This is a genomic window from Pasteurella oralis, assembly GCF_002850605.1.
GTDB classification, from domain to species: Bacteria; Pseudomonadota; Gammaproteobacteria; order Enterobacterales; family Pasteurellaceae; genus Pasteurella; species Pasteurella oralis.
Window position 1 is genome coordinate 51,748 of record NZ_NXGB01000005.1, and the last position, 12,697, is coordinate 64,444.

The window sequence follows — 12,697 nt, forward strand, 5'->3', positions numbered from 1 at the left end:
GGAATACGATGAATCATCTGATTATTTTTGCGCATCCTAATACACAAAATAGCTTTAATCGCGCGATTTTAGATGCTGTGGTGCAAGCTAGCCAAAATGCAGGAGCAGAAACTGTTGTACGTGATCTTTATACTCTAAATTTCAACCCCGTTTTATCATGGGAAGAAATGCAAGCTATATATCAAGATATTGTGCCAGCTGAATTGAAGCATGAACAAAAACTGATTACTCATGCCGATTTGATTACCCTCATTTATCCACTTTGGTGGATGGGATTTCCTGCCATATTGAAAGGTTATTTAGATCGAGTATTAAGCTATGGTTTTGCTTATAAAACCGAAAATGATGAATCAGTCGGTTTGTTGCAAAACAAAAAGATGCAACAATTTATTACAATTGGTAATAATGTTGCGCGCTATCAAGAAATAGGTTTTGCTGGTTCATTAAAAGATTGTTTAGTTGATGGTTTATTTAACTATTGCGGTATTAGCGATATTCAGCATGAGCTATTTGGTGATATCCATATTATTGATGATCAGGCTCGCCAGCAAATGTTGCAGAGTGCCGTTACTAAAACTCAGCAAAATTTGACCGCACTTTTAGAGAAAAAAGCATGACAACAGAAAATCAACTGAGTAATTTTTCGATGATTAGCCGCCTATTTGGTAATTTATGGTATCGTTCACCAACTGATCCTATTTTAGCGAATGTATTTACTTGGCTACAGCAAAATGGCTTAACTCAGCTCTGGGCATTGTCTACCGATACACAAAGCGAACGAGCACTAGCTAGCTTACAAATGCCATTGGATTTGAATGCACTGGATAAAGAGTATCAAAAGTTATTTATCGGTGAGAATGCGTTAGTCAAAACGCAAATTTCAGCTTATGAAGTCGATGTGGTTGAATTCGTCAACTTTCGTCAAATGCGTGGTATGCCAGAAGTGGAAAATGCGGATCATTTTGCATTGCTTTTACTTAGCGCCTCTTGGATTGAAGATAATTTAGATTCAGTTGCTGCCCAACGAGAATTTTTTGAGTATTTTTTATTACCTTGTGCAAGTCAGTTTTTGGCACAAGTGCAAACAAAAGCCAGTTTGCCTTTTTATAAAGCGTTAGCTCTGTTGTGCAAAGATATTCTTGCTGCAATGGCAGATGAATTAGACGAAGTGTAACTACTCAACACTATGCAGTCAAAAAGCAGATCTTAAAAAGTCTGCTTTTTTTACCACACTTTTTTATTCATCATCATATAAACTCGGTTGATTATCATCTGGTCGAGTTTTGAAACGACGGTGTAACCACATGTATTGTTCGACACCTTGCATGATTTCTTTTTCAACTACTTGGTTCATGCGTATTGCGATACTGGTTTCGTCGCAGATATCAGAAAAGTCAACTGGTGCTGAAATTTTTACAGTATAGCCTGAGCCATCAGCATTACGTAGCGGAGAAAAAGGAATCACTTTACTGTTCGGTGATGATTTTAATAAATAGTAACTGCCTGTTGTTGTGGCTGCGTCAGGTACGGCAAAAAAAGGCACGAATACCGCATTTTTACGTCCATAATCATGATCTGGTGCATACCAGATAATTTCACCATGCCGAATTGCTTTAATCATACCACGCAGATCTTTACGATCGAGCATGTCTTTATTAGAACGTAGCCGCCCACGTACCTGTAACCAGTCCATCAATGGATTATCATTTGGACGATAAACACCAATACCTGGTTGATGTAAGCCTATAATTCTTGCTCCTAATTCCAAAGTAAGGAAATGAACACCAACGAGGATAATACCATCTTGTTGATATTGTTTTAAATATTCTAATCCTTCAATTTTTGACCACTTTTTAATACGTGCATCAGACCAGAACCACGCCATACCTGTTTCGATAATTGCCATGCCTGTCGCTTTTAAGTTTTCCGTTAGAATATGTTCTATTTGTGTTGATGAATAATGTGGAAAGCAAAGTTGTAAATTACGACGAGCGATATTAGTCCTACGTTTTCCAACATTTAGTTTGGTCAATAGCCAGCCGAGAGCATGCCCAATTTTGAGTAAAATCGGGTAAGGTAGCAATAAAATTAAGCGCCAGAGACCAACGCCAAGCCAAAATCCCCAGTGTTTTGGTTTTAAAAATGCTTGCTGAAATGTAGGGAGTTTGTTGTTCACCATAAAATCGTTTTAGTATCTTGAGTGAGAAATTGAGTATGAAAAAACATATTACTCGAATCTTCCGTAGTATGACAAATTATCACATAAATAGGGCATGCATATTACTAGTTCTCGCCTAATTAGGAAAGTCATCTTATAAAAAATCTCATATTATTTAATGGAATTTAAAGGGGAAATAGTTGTTTTCCTATGCTAAAATTAACAAAATTTTTTCACATAGAGAGAAATCAAATGTTTCAATATTCAGCAGAATTTCATAATGCCAAAGTGCTAGTATTAGGTGATGTAATGCTTGATCGCTATTGGTTTGGCGCAACTAATCGTATTTCGCCTGAAGCGCCGGTACCTGTAGTTCGTGTGCAGGAAAATGAAGAACGTGCAGGGGGAGCTGCTAACGTGGCGATGAATATTGCAGCGTTAAATGTGCCTGTACAATTATTAGGTCTAACTGGACAAGATGAAGCTGGTAGTGCATTAACGCATTTATTAGCTAATAATCGTATTGATTGTGATTTTGTTCAATTAAATACACATCCAACCATTACTAAGCTTCGTATCTTATCACGTCATCAGCAACTATTACGTTTAGACTTTGAAGAAGATTTCCAAAATGTGACGAGCGATGTATTGCTTGAAAAACTTAAGAATGCGGTTAAACATTATGGTGCTTTAGTATTGTCTGATTATGGTAAAGGGACATTAAATCAAGTCCAACAAATGATTCAAATTGCACGTCAAGCCAAGGTTCCTGTCCTGATTGATCCTAAAGGGACAGATTTTGAACGTTATCGTGGTGCAACATTATTAACGCCAAATATGTCAGAGTTTGAAGCTGTTGTTGGTGCTTGCCATTCTGAAGATGAGATTATTGAAAAAGGGTTAAAACTAATAGCGGATTTTGAGCTAACGGCGTTATTAGTCACTCGTTCAGAAAAAGGGATGACATTATTACGACCAAATCAACCTGCGTTCCATTTAGCTACAGAAGCAAAAGAAGTATTTGATGTGACAGGGGCGGGTGATACTGTAATTAGTGTATTAGCGACGGCATTAGCAGATGGGCGTACTTTTGAGGAAGCTTGTTATTTAGCAAATGTGGCAGCAGGTATTGTCGTTGGCAAATTAGGGACATCAACAGTATCTACTGTGGAATTAGAAAATGCGATTCATGGGCGTTCAAATACAGGGTTTGGTATTATGAGTGAAACGGAATTGAAAGCGGTTGTTGCACAAGCAAAGGCCCGTGGCGAAAAAATAGTGATGACTAATGGTTGTTTTGATATTTTACATCCAGGTCATGTTTCTTATTTAGAAAATGCACGTAAATTAGGTGATCGTTTAATTGTTGCAGTAAATAGCGATGCGTCAGTTAAACGCTTAAAAGGTGAAACTCGCCCAATTAATGATTTATCTGCCCGTATGGCAGTACTCGCGGGTTTAGCCTCTGTAGATTGGCTAGTAGAATTTAATGAAGATACACCTCAACGTTTAATTGCTGAAGTATTGCCTGATTTATTAGTGAAAGGTGGTGACTATAAACCAGAAGACATTGCTGGTAGTAAAGAAGTGTGGGCAAATGGTGGGGATGTACGCGTGCTTAACTTTGAAAATGGATGTTCGACAACCAATGTAATTAGCAAGATTAAGCAGTTAAAAGATTAATTTTTTGTGTTATAACATGAAGTTTAAATTTATATCATAATGATGATTATAGGGCAGACAAGGGTCTGCCCTTTTTTGTGAGACAAATTTGACTACTCATTATAGTGCATTGTTTGCCATTGAAAGAAGAAAGTAATGCAAGTGAGCTAACAATGGAAACTGGTTTCAAATGATAGTGAGATAAACTGCTTATTTTAAGAGTTCATGTAGTAAGGAGGCTTTCCATTAGTGAATATTCACTGGGACCGATTAGTTATTTATGCTATGAAATTTAATCTATGCTGTTAGCACAAATTAAACCGTATTTTTTAGTTGGTGTAATTGATTTTCGATTTGTTTTAGTCCATTCAATCTTGTTGAACTTAAACGTTGTGCAATACCTAGCGCTGAAAAATAGGCTTGTAAATCAAACTGTTGTAGCTGTATAGCGGTTTTACCATTGATCTCTTGTAATAAAATCCACAGTAATCCATTGATAATACGCGCTTCGCTAAACGCCGCAAAATGAAAAGTGCGGTCGTTTTTTTCAAAAATTTGAAACCACACTTTAGCTTCACAACCTGAAATAAACTGCATTTGAGCTAATTGCTGCTCTGTGGGCGGAGCAAGATTTTTTCCCGCTTGAATAATTAAACGGTAACGTTCTTCCCAAGTTTTACTATGTATTAATTGTTGTTTGATCATTTAAGCTAATAAGTCTAAGGCGTTATCTAACGCGTTGAAAAAAATATCTAAATCAGTTTGCTGATTATAAGGTGCAAAAGATAAACGTAAAGTAGATGATTGTCCCAAACGCGCTAAGTAAGGTTGTGCACAATGCTCTCCTGCGCGCAAGGCGATATTTTGTTCAGCTAATAAAGTAGCTAAATCAATAGTTGCAACATTGTTAAAAATAAAACAGACAATTGAACTTGGTTGTGCGGAGTGAAACAATTGGCAGTTTGGATAATGCATTAAACGTGCTTTACATTGTTTCGCTAGCTGAACTGTATATTGTTCGGCTTGTATAAAATCCCACTGTTGTAACCATGTGAGGACCGCATTAAAACCAATGACAGCGGCAATATTCGGTGTACCTGCTTCTAGTCGATAAGGTAATTCAGTAAACGTAATTTGTTGTTTTGATACACGATCGACCATTTTACCGCCATATTGATAAGGTTGAAGTTGCTCAAGCGCGCTTAATTTACCTGTTAATACTCCTAACCCATTTGGCCCGTAAAGTTTGTGTGCTGAGAAGGCTAGGAAATCTGCATCTAATGTTGCTAGATCAATTTTAATATGGCTAATTGCTTGAGCTGCATCAACTAACACAAGAGCACGACTATGTTGGCGGATAAGTTGAATCAATTTTTGAATAGGCTGTTGTGTCCCCGTGACATTGGACACAAAATTTAGGGCGACTAATTTCGTATGGCTATTTAATGCATTGAGCAGTGCAGTTTCATCAATCAGCCACTGTTCTGTGAGTGGTAAAATACGTAATTTTGCACCGCACTTTTGTGCAATTTGATGCCAAGTTACAAAGCTAGCATGATGATCTGCTTCACTGATAATGATTTCATCTTGTGTGGTAAATTGGGCAGCAAGCCCTTGTGCAACTAGATTAATTGCTTGGGTAGTGCCTGAAGTCCAAATGATAGCAGAAGAAGATTCTGCATTGACAAGCTTTTTTACTTGCTCACGAGCTTGTTCATAAAGTGCGGTCTGTTTTTCATCATATTGACTACGATGCACTGAACCAGCCGATTGATAGAAATCTACTGTAGCATCGATCAAGACATGCGGCTTTAACGAAGTTGCTGCGCTGTCTAAATAAGTGACCGCATCAATTTGTTGCAAATAAGGAAAATGTTGCTGAAATGCCGTTGAATTAAATGTCATTGTGATATTCTCTTTTGTTTATTACGCCATTGTGCTGGTGGAATGGGGTGGTGTTCTTGCCAAAGGCCTAAATTTTGTTGTTTAGCTTTATGTTGCGCTTGTAAATAAATTGGCTTGGTATTGTATTTTTCATATACCCATGCCATACCAGCATTGACCATGGCTAAATTGATATTTTGTCCTTGTAACGTATAAACTTCAGCAAGTGTACGCTGATAATGATCATAACCCGCGACAACGAGCTTGACTTGTTGTTTATGAACGAGCTTACCTAAAAATTGTTTGGCTTTTTGACCAAATGCTTGATTTTTTTCTGGTGCGTCAATGCCAGCGAGGCGTACACGAATTAGTTTATTATTTTTTAATAAACAACTTAGCGTGTCACCATCGGAAATGCTAACGACTTTACAATATAGAGGACGGTTTGCTTGGACAGTGTAACTCAATAATAAACAACAAAGCCCAATAAATGCTTTCTTTTTATACATAGAAGAAAAAGTCCTGATAAAATCTGGCTATTCTACCTAAAAACTAACAAAATATGAAAAATGAGCGTAAAATATTCCCTCATTTTTATGTAAGACAGTAATTTTTAGCTGTTAGAAGTTAATGGAGTAAAAATGACCCAAAAAATTTTTGATCTAATACGCTCATTTGCTATTTTATATGGCATGTTATGGCTCGGAGAGTGGATTTTTGCTTATGTTCATTTAGGTATCCCTGCTAGTATTTGGGGACTGTTGTTATTATTTATATGCCTAACATTGCGGATTATCAAATTAGATTGGGTGCTTTTGTCTTCAAGTTTATTGATTCGTTATATGGCATTATTGTTTGTTCCTGTCAGTGTGGGTATTGTGAAATATGCTGATATATTGCTTGCTCAAATCAAAGTTTTGCTCATTCCAAACATATTAAGCACATGTTTTACGTTGGTTTTTGTTGGTTTATTCTCTGATTATCTCTTTTCGCGCAAATCATTTGCGTATTTACGTAAGAAAGTGGTACGCAGACAAATGGAGAAAGCACGATGAATGTCAGTATTTATCTCTATTCTGTTCTCACTCTGCTTGCATTTGGCTTAGCGATTAAAATTAGTCAATATTGGAAATCGATCTTATTTAATTCTTTTGTGTTGACGATGATTATCTTAGTTAGCATATTGTTAAGTATGAATATCTCTTATGACCAGTATTTATTAGGTAATGCGCCGTTAAATAATTTACTTGGTATTAGTATTGTTGCTTTAGCAGTCCCCTTATATGAACAGCTTCATCAAATCAGTCGTCATTGGCAGCAGATTTTATTGATTACTTTTGCTGCTGCTTTATTGTCGATGATATCAGGTGCAGTACTTGCTTTGGTACTAGGCGCAACACCAGATATGGTTGCCACTGTATTACCCAAATCAGTAACAACCCCTATTGCAATGGCAGTGGCTGATAGTTTAGGAGGGATACCTTCTATAGCGGCTGTAGGTGTCGTGTTAGCTGGATTACAAGGTTCAGTATTGGGATTGTGGGTATTAAAAAAATTACGTATTAAACATTCGGAAGCATTGGGTTTAGCGATTGGTTCTATTTCGCATGCCTTAGGTACAGTAACCTGTATGGAAAGCGATCAAAAAGCAGGTAGTTATAGTTCCATCGCGTTAGTGTTGTGTGGCATCATTACTTCTATCATTGCTCCTATCACATTTAAACTCATTTATTTTGTCATGGCATAACATAATATGAAGAACCAAATTGATCCTATTTGGCAAACGCGTTTTATTGCAGATACACCTCGAGAAAAAGATCATCGTCCCGCATTTTGTCGCGATCGTGGACGAATTTTACATTCTGCTGCATTTCGTTGTTTGCAGGCAAAAACACAGATCCATGCAATTGGAGAGAATGATTTTTATCGTACTCGTCTCACACATTCTTTAGAAGTAGCGCAAATCGGTAGCAGTTTGGCTGCCCAGATGCGTTTTGCAGACGCTTTCATTCATTTATCCAACCAGTTGAGTGTAGAAAAAAATGATCTACAAAAACAACTTAAAGGGTTATTACCGACTAACGATTTAATCGAGAGCCTTTGTTTTGCTCATGATATTGGTCACCCGCCGTTTGGGCATGGTGGTGAAGTGGCATTAAATTATATGATGCGTCATCATGGTGGTTTTGAAGGTAATGCACAAACGTTTCGTTTGTTGACAAAATTAGAACCCTATACTGTTGAAGCAGGAATGAATTTAACGCGTCGTACTATTTTAGGGATTGTTAAATATCCGACGATATTAGATCAATCCTCGCCCCAATATGCAGAGTTATCCTTAACAGAAAATACAGATCCTCGTTATGTGAAAATAATGGATTGGAAGCCCGGTAAGGGGTTATTTCGCGATGATTTGCCTATGTTTGATTGGTTGCTAGTACCATTAAGTGAATATGATCGTAAGTTATTTGGGCAATGGCAGAAAGCTCGCTCAATGGCGAATGAAATTTTAAAAACACGTTTTAAATCGTTAGACTGTAGTTTAATGGAATTAGCAGATGACATTGCTTATGGCGTACATGATTTAGAAGATGCGATTGTCACTGGTGTCGTTAATCTTCATCAATGGCAAGAAGCGGTAGAGGCACTAAAAAAATCAGCATCTGATTGGATGCGAAAAAATATTGAGAGTATTACAGCTAACCTGTTTTCTGATCAACATTATTTACGTAAAAATGCGATTGGTGCATTAGTGAATTATTTTATTACAAGTGTGCGCTGGACATTAACTGCGGATTTTCATGAACCCTTATTACGTTACAATGCTGAATTACCAACAGAAGTTAAAGCTGTATTACAAGTATTTAAAGATTTTGTGCGTAAATATGTGATTTTAAATGTAGAAACTCAACGTATCGAATACAAAGGCCAACGTATTTTAACAGAAATGTTCCAAATTTTTGAATCAGATCCTGAACGCTTGTTGCCACGTAATACGGCAACTCGCTGGAAAAATGCAGCAGAACAGGGTAAAAAACGCATTATTTGTGACTACATTGCTGGTATGTCTGATGCTTATGCATTAAGGGTTTATCAGCAACTATAGCATTAAGCAATATCACCAATTTATCAATTTCCATCTTATTGAGTAGCACTTTAGGTGTATTATTTGTTGTATTTAACTTTTAGATTGTGAGCAAATGATACAAAACTCAATAGATTTTTGCAGAGTAAAATATAGCCACTTATGATAGGCGAAAATGATATAAACAATAAAATTAACAATGAGGCATTATGGCATTAATTTCTTTAACGAATGGCTACCTTTCATTTAGTGATCATCCTTTATTAGATCATACGGAATTACATATTGAAGCTGGTGAACGCGTTTGCTTAGTTGGACGTAATGGTGCTGGAAAATCGACTCTAATGAAAATTTTATCTGGTGATGTAGTGATGGATGATGGTCGATTGCAGTTTGAACAAGATATTGTTGTTTCACGTTTAGAGCAAGATCCACCTCGTCATGCAGCAGGGAATGTTTTTGATTATGTCGCAGAAGGGATCGGACATTTGGCTGATTTGCTGAAAGAATATCATTATATTTCAGCAAAATTAGCCCAAGATTATAATGAAACTCTTTTAAGCCAATTAGCTCAAGTTCAAGCAAAGTTAGATCATGCCAATGGTTGGCGCTTTGAAAGTAAAATTAAAGAAGTATTACTTAAACTCGCACTTAATCCAGATACTTTACTGACAGAATTGTCTGGTGGTTGGTTGCGTAAAGCAGCGTTAGCGCGAGCTTTAGTTTGTGAGCCTGATGTCTTGTTATTAGATGAACCAACGAACCATTTGGATGTAGATGCCATTGAATGGTTAGAAGCGTTTTTATTAGATTTTGCTGGCAGTATGGTGTTTATTTCTCATGACCGCTCATTTATTCGCAAAATGGCAACACGCATTGTTGATCTTGATCGCGGTAAATTAGTCTCTTACCCTGGTAATTATGATTTATATTTAACAACTAAAGAAGAAAATTTACGTATCGAAGCACTTCAAAATGCACTTTTTGATAAAAAACTGGCACAAGAAGAAGTGTGGGTTAGACAGGGTATTAAAGCACGTAGAACGCGAAATGAGGGGCGTGTACGCGCATTAAAAGCGCTGCGTGAAGAACGGCGTCAACGTCGAGAGGTATTAGGCACAGCGAAATTACAAATCGATAACTCTAGTCGCTCAGGCAAAATTGTATTTGAATTGGATAATGTCAGCTATGAAGTGGCGGGTAAAACTTTAGTCCAACACTTTAGTACAACCATATTACGCGGCGATAAAATTGCGTTAGTTGGTCCTAATGGTTGTGGTAAAACAACGTTTATTAAATTATTGTTAGGGGAAATTCAACCAACATCAGGTACTGTGCGTTGTGGTACAAAATTAGATATTGCTTATTTTGACCAATATCGTGCCGATCTCGATCCTGAAAAAACAGTTATGGATAATGTTGCAGATGGAAAACAAGATATTGAAGTGAATGGCGTAAAACGTCATGTTTTAGGCTACTTACAAGATTTTTTATTTCCACCGAAACGTGCAATGACACCAGTTAAAGCATTGTCTGGTGGTGAGCGTAATCGTTTATTGCTGGCAAAATTATTATTAAAACCCAATAACTTATTAATTCTTGATGAGCCAACTAATGATCTTGATGTTGAAACATTGGAATTATTAGAGGAAATTTTAACAGATTATCAGGGAACATTATTAATTGTAAGCCACGATCGTCAATTTATTGATAATACTGCTACAGAATGTTTTATGTTTGAAGGCAATGGGATTATCAATGAATATGTTGGTGGTTTTCATGAGGCTAAACAGCAACAAACTAATTATTTTGCCCACAAGGCACAACAAGAGGTGCTCAAAAAACAACATATTCCACCACAAAGTGCGGTCGAAATTTCTCAAGTTTCAAGTACGACTAAAAATCAACAGCGCGCAAGTAAACTTTCTTACAAAGAACAGCGCGAGTTAGAACAACTACCGCAGTTATTGGAAGAATTAGAAGAAAAAATCGCTGTGTTACAAACAGAAATCAGTAGTACAGAATTTTTTCAACAACCACATGATTATACTTCTGCCAAGTTACAAACCTTAGCAGATACTGAACAGCAATTGGAGCAGGCTTTCATGCGCTGGGAAGAGTTAGAGGAGAAGAAGAGTTTGAGATAGGTGAAAAAAATAAGAGCGGGGAAAATCGCTCTTATTTTTTATTAATTAGTTTTTTAGAAATTTACTTTTGGGAACGATTGGTTATTCAAATGGGATGACTTTTCTTTGTTTCTTTTTATATAAGCGGTAAGGTTTAGTAAGGCCTTTAATTAATAGTTGCCATAGTGACAATTTCCTTTTATATGGGTTTATTTTCCTATTTTGTTTACGCTCACTAAAAAGTTGACTTTGTAATTCTTCTTTCTCGTCTGACTCTTGAGGATATTTTACACAAAGTTGTATACATATTGCAGGCTCTAACTGATAAATAGAAACTAGAGGATATTTTAAAAAAGTATCAAATATTAAAATATCAATAGGTCTTAGTTGCTCATTTGTCAATTTATTGAATTCTATTAATAAGAGTTTTGCTGCTTTTTGGGATATAATGTAGCCCCCACAACCAGTGTGATCACTAATTAATTTAGGGAAAGAATAATGTGATAAAGGAGGAACATTAGAAGATTTAGTATTAACTAATTGTAAAACTGTTTCTATTTTAATAATAAATGCTTCATTAGAGAATCGCTCTGTTATCCAGTCAGAATTGTTTAAAAATAGATGTGCATTTTTACTTAGTACAACATCATCTTCAAAAATTGTGATAAAAGGCATATTTTCATCTATACATCTTTCCCAAAGCGTTAAATGACTCATCAAACAAGCTTTTTCTCCTAGAGTTTGATTTGGATGGGATAATAATTCAGGTAATAACTGATTAATTGTCTCTGTTAATTGAGCCGATGGCGTCATCGCATCAAAAAATTCAAATGGAATATTTTTAGAATTAAATTCTTTTTCAATATGTTCTCTGCGCTGCGCTGCTGTTACGATGCTAATTACATAGTTAGTATTCATAATGTAACCTAATATATTAAGTTATTTAAATGGAATAATGTGTTTTAGGGCTTCTTGCCGTTGCTTAATACGTTGGTATTTTTTCAGGGCACGAATAATATTATGCTTGAGCCGTTGTAGCTTTTCTTTAAAGGTGCGTTTAGGTTTTATTGTTTTATTCTGCTGTCTTATGTGGATACGTTCTTGCTCTAATTGACTTTTTAACTGGCTCTTATTCTGGTTAAATTGGAGTTCTTGTACACACAGTGCGGGAGACTGTTGAAATATATTTTGTTGAGGATCATTTAAACTTTTGCAAAAGAGTATCATATCTATCGGCTTTAAATCATTGCTATTGTATTGTCTAAATGTATTAATCAGATTTTTTATAGCTTGTTGAGAAATAATATAACCCGCAGTACCATAATGTACTTGTTTAAGGGAATTAAATTCTCTTTCTAAATAAGGTGTAATCTTTGTTTTTTCACATTTTGCAGGCTGTAAAAATGTTTCAAGACGTAAGATAAAACTGTCAGTCAAGTCAAAGCGATCTTCTAACCATTTTTCATCATTTAAAAAAGCATTTGCATTTTTACCTAATAAGATATCATCTTCAAAAATAAAAAGGTAAGGTAAGTTCTCATTCAAACATTTTTGCCAAAGTATAAAATGGCTCATGAAACAGGCTTTTTCTCCCGCTGATAAGGAGGCTTGAGCAAGATTGGGTAAGTAAGTATTGATAGTATCATCTAAGTATTTTGATGGGGTTAAAGCATCAAAAAACTCAAATGGTATGTTTTGGCGACCAAATTCTTTTATGATGTGCTCTCGACGCCTGTGAGCATTCGTTAAGCTAATGACATAATTAGTATGCATGAGATAACC

At 36.1% G+C, this 12,697-nt stretch carries 13 protein-coding genes; 7 read left to right on the plus strand and 6 right to left on the minus strand.

Going from position 1 to position 12,697, the window contains the following annotated elements; all coding sequences use genetic code 11:
• Positions 1 to 8: 8 nt before the first annotated feature.
• Positions 9 to 617 carry an NAD(P)H-dependent oxidoreductase gene (locus C0975_RS07525; protein WP_101775783.1) on the plus strand — a complete coding sequence of 203 codons (609 nt, stop codon included), beginning with the start codon at positions 9 to 11 and terminating at the stop codon, positions 615 to 617.
• Positions 614 to 1,174, plus strand: coding sequence for a TorD/DmsD family molecular chaperone (locus C0975_RS07530; RefSeq protein WP_101775784.1), 561 nt, complete (start codon positions 614 to 616; stop codon positions 1,172 to 1,174). Before C0975_RS07525 ends, C0975_RS07530 begins: the two co-directional genes overlap by 4 nt.
• 63 nt (positions 1,175 to 1,237) lie before the next feature.
• Here C0975_RS07530 and C0975_RS07535 read toward each other — a convergent pair whose 3' ends face one another.
• Positions 1,238 to 2,179 carry a Kdo(2)-lipid IV(A) acyltransferase gene (locus C0975_RS07535; RefSeq protein WP_101775785.1) on the minus strand — a complete coding sequence of 314 codons (942 nt, stop codon included), beginning with the start codon at positions 2,177 to 2,179 and terminating at the stop codon, positions 1,238 to 1,240.
• A 231-nt stretch (positions 2,180 to 2,410) separates the two neighbouring features.
• On the opposite strand from C0975_RS07535, the gene hldE reads away from it, so the two are divergent.
• Positions 2,411 to 3,841: a bifunctional D-glycero-beta-D-manno-heptose-7-phosphate kinase/D-glycero-beta-D-manno-heptose 1-phosphate adenylyltransferase HldE gene (gene hldE / locus C0975_RS07540; protein ID WP_101775786.1), complete on the plus strand. Its 1,431-nt coding sequence runs from the start codon at positions 2,411 to 2,413 to the stop codon at positions 3,839 to 3,841.
• 294 nt (positions 3,842 to 4,135) lie between these two features.
• Here hldE and C0975_RS07545 read toward each other — a convergent pair whose 3' ends face one another.
• Genes C0975_RS07545 through C0975_RS07555 form a run of 3 tightly spaced genes read right to left on the minus strand, consistent with a single transcriptional unit; the run spans position 4,136 to position 6,213 of the window.
• Positions 4,136 to 4,525: a SufE family protein gene (locus C0975_RS07545; RefSeq protein WP_174674049.1), complete on the minus strand. Its 390-nt coding sequence runs from the start codon at positions 4,523 to 4,525 to the stop codon at positions 4,136 to 4,138.
• Positions 4,526 to 5,725, minus strand: coding sequence for a cysteine desulfurase (locus C0975_RS07550; protein WP_101775787.1), 1,200 nt, complete (start codon positions 5,723 to 5,725; stop codon positions 4,526 to 4,528).
• Positions 5,722 to 6,213 carry a thermonuclease family protein gene (locus C0975_RS07555; protein WP_101775788.1) on the minus strand — a complete coding sequence of 164 codons (492 nt, stop codon included), beginning with the start codon at positions 6,211 to 6,213 and terminating at the stop codon, positions 5,722 to 5,724. Before C0975_RS07555 ends, C0975_RS07550 begins: the two co-directional genes overlap by 4 nt.
• A 132-nt stretch (positions 6,214 to 6,345) precedes the next feature.
• On the opposite strand from C0975_RS07555, the gene C0975_RS07560 reads away from it, so the two are divergent.
• The 4 genes from C0975_RS07560 to C0975_RS07575 all read left to right on the plus strand — a co-directional run bounded on the left by C0975_RS07560 (position 6,346) and on the right by C0975_RS07575 (position 10,936).
• Positions 6,346 to 6,759 (plus strand): CidA/LrgA family protein, encoded by a 414-nt coding sequence (locus C0975_RS07560; RefSeq protein ID WP_101775789.1) that lies wholly within the window; start codon positions 6,346 to 6,348, stop codon positions 6,757 to 6,759.
• The gene (locus C0975_RS07565) at positions 6,756 to 7,451 is read left to right on the plus strand and encodes a CidB/LrgB family autolysis modulator (RefSeq protein WP_101775790.1); all 696 of its coding nucleotides are present in this window, start codon (positions 6,756 to 6,758) and stop codon (positions 7,449 to 7,451) included. Before C0975_RS07560 ends, C0975_RS07565 begins: the two co-directional genes overlap by 4 nt.
• Before the next feature lie 6 nt (positions 7,452 to 7,457).
• Positions 7,458 to 8,810, plus strand: a complete 1,353-nt coding sequence (locus C0975_RS07570; RefSeq protein ID WP_101775791.1) for an anti-phage deoxyguanosine triphosphatase — start codon at positions 7,458 to 7,460, stop codon at positions 8,808 to 8,810.
• 188 nt (positions 8,811 to 8,998) lie between these two features.
• Entirely contained in the window at positions 8,999 to 10,936 is a 1,938-nt protein-coding gene (locus C0975_RS07575) for an ABC transporter ATP-binding protein (protein WP_101775792.1), read from the plus strand.
• Between the two features lie 81 nt (positions 10,937 to 11,017).
• On the opposite strand, the gene C0975_RS07580 is transcribed toward C0975_RS07575, so the two are convergent.
• Together C0975_RS07580 and C0975_RS07585 are read right to left on the minus strand one after the other, a co-directional pair.
• Entirely contained in the window at positions 11,018 to 11,833 is an 816-nt protein-coding gene (locus tag C0975_RS07580; RefSeq protein WP_101775793.1) for a glycosyltransferase family 25 protein, read from the minus strand.
• Positions 11,834 to 11,854: 21 nt separating this feature from the next.
• On the minus strand, positions 11,855 to 12,688 hold the full coding sequence (locus tag C0975_RS07585) for a glycosyltransferase family 25 protein (protein ID WP_101775794.1): 834 nt from the start codon (positions 12,686 to 12,688) through the stop codon (positions 11,855 to 11,857).
• Positions 12,689 to 12,697: the final 9 nt, after the last annotated feature.

Bases quoted from the DNA above. Each gene is read 5' to 3' on its own strand.
- C0975_RS07565 (WP_101775790.1), top strand. From the start codon at position 6,756: ATGAATGTCAGTATTTATCTCTATTCTGTTCTCACTCTGCTTGCATTT.
- C0975_RS07525 (WP_101775783.1), top strand. From the start codon at position 9: ATGAATCATCTGATTATTTTTGCGCATCCTAATACACAAAATAGCTTT.
- C0975_RS07575 (WP_101775792.1), top strand. From the start codon at position 8,999: ATGGCATTAATTTCTTTAACGAATGGCTACCTTTCATTTAGTGATCAT.
- C0975_RS07530 (WP_101775784.1), top strand. From the start codon at position 614: ATGACAACAGAAAATCAACTGAGTAATTTTTCGATGATTAGCCGCCTA.
- C0975_RS07580 (WP_101775793.1), bottom strand. From the start codon at position 11,833: ATGAATACTAACTATGTAATTAGCATCGTAACAGCAGCGCAGCGCAGA.
- C0975_RS07545 (WP_174674049.1), bottom strand. From the start codon at position 4,525: ATGATCAAACAACAATTAATACATAGTAAAACTTGGGAAGAACGTTAC.
- C0975_RS07585 (WP_101775794.1), bottom strand. From the start codon at position 12,688: ATGCATACTAATTATGTCATTAGCTTAACGAATGCTCACAGGCGTCGA.
- C0975_RS07555 (WP_101775788.1), bottom strand. From the start codon at position 6,213: ATGTATAAAAAGAAAGCATTTATTGGGCTTTGTTGTTTATTATTGAGT.
- C0975_RS07570 (WP_101775791.1), top strand. From the start codon at position 7,458: ATGAAGAACCAAATTGATCCTATTTGGCAAACGCGTTTTATTGCAGAT.
- C0975_RS07560 (WP_101775789.1), top strand. From the start codon at position 6,346: ATGACCCAAAAAATTTTTGATCTAATACGCTCATTTGCTATTTTATAT.
- C0975_RS07550 (WP_101775787.1), bottom strand. From the start codon at position 5,725: ATGACATTTAATTCAACGGCATTTCAGCAACATTTTCCTTATTTGCAA.
- hldE (WP_101775786.1), top strand. From the start codon at position 2,411: ATGTTTCAATATTCAGCAGAATTTCATAATGCCAAAGTGCTAGTATTA.
- C0975_RS07535 (WP_101775785.1), bottom strand. From the start codon at position 2,179: ATGGTGAACAACAAACTCCCTACATTTCAGCAAGCATTTTTAAAACCA.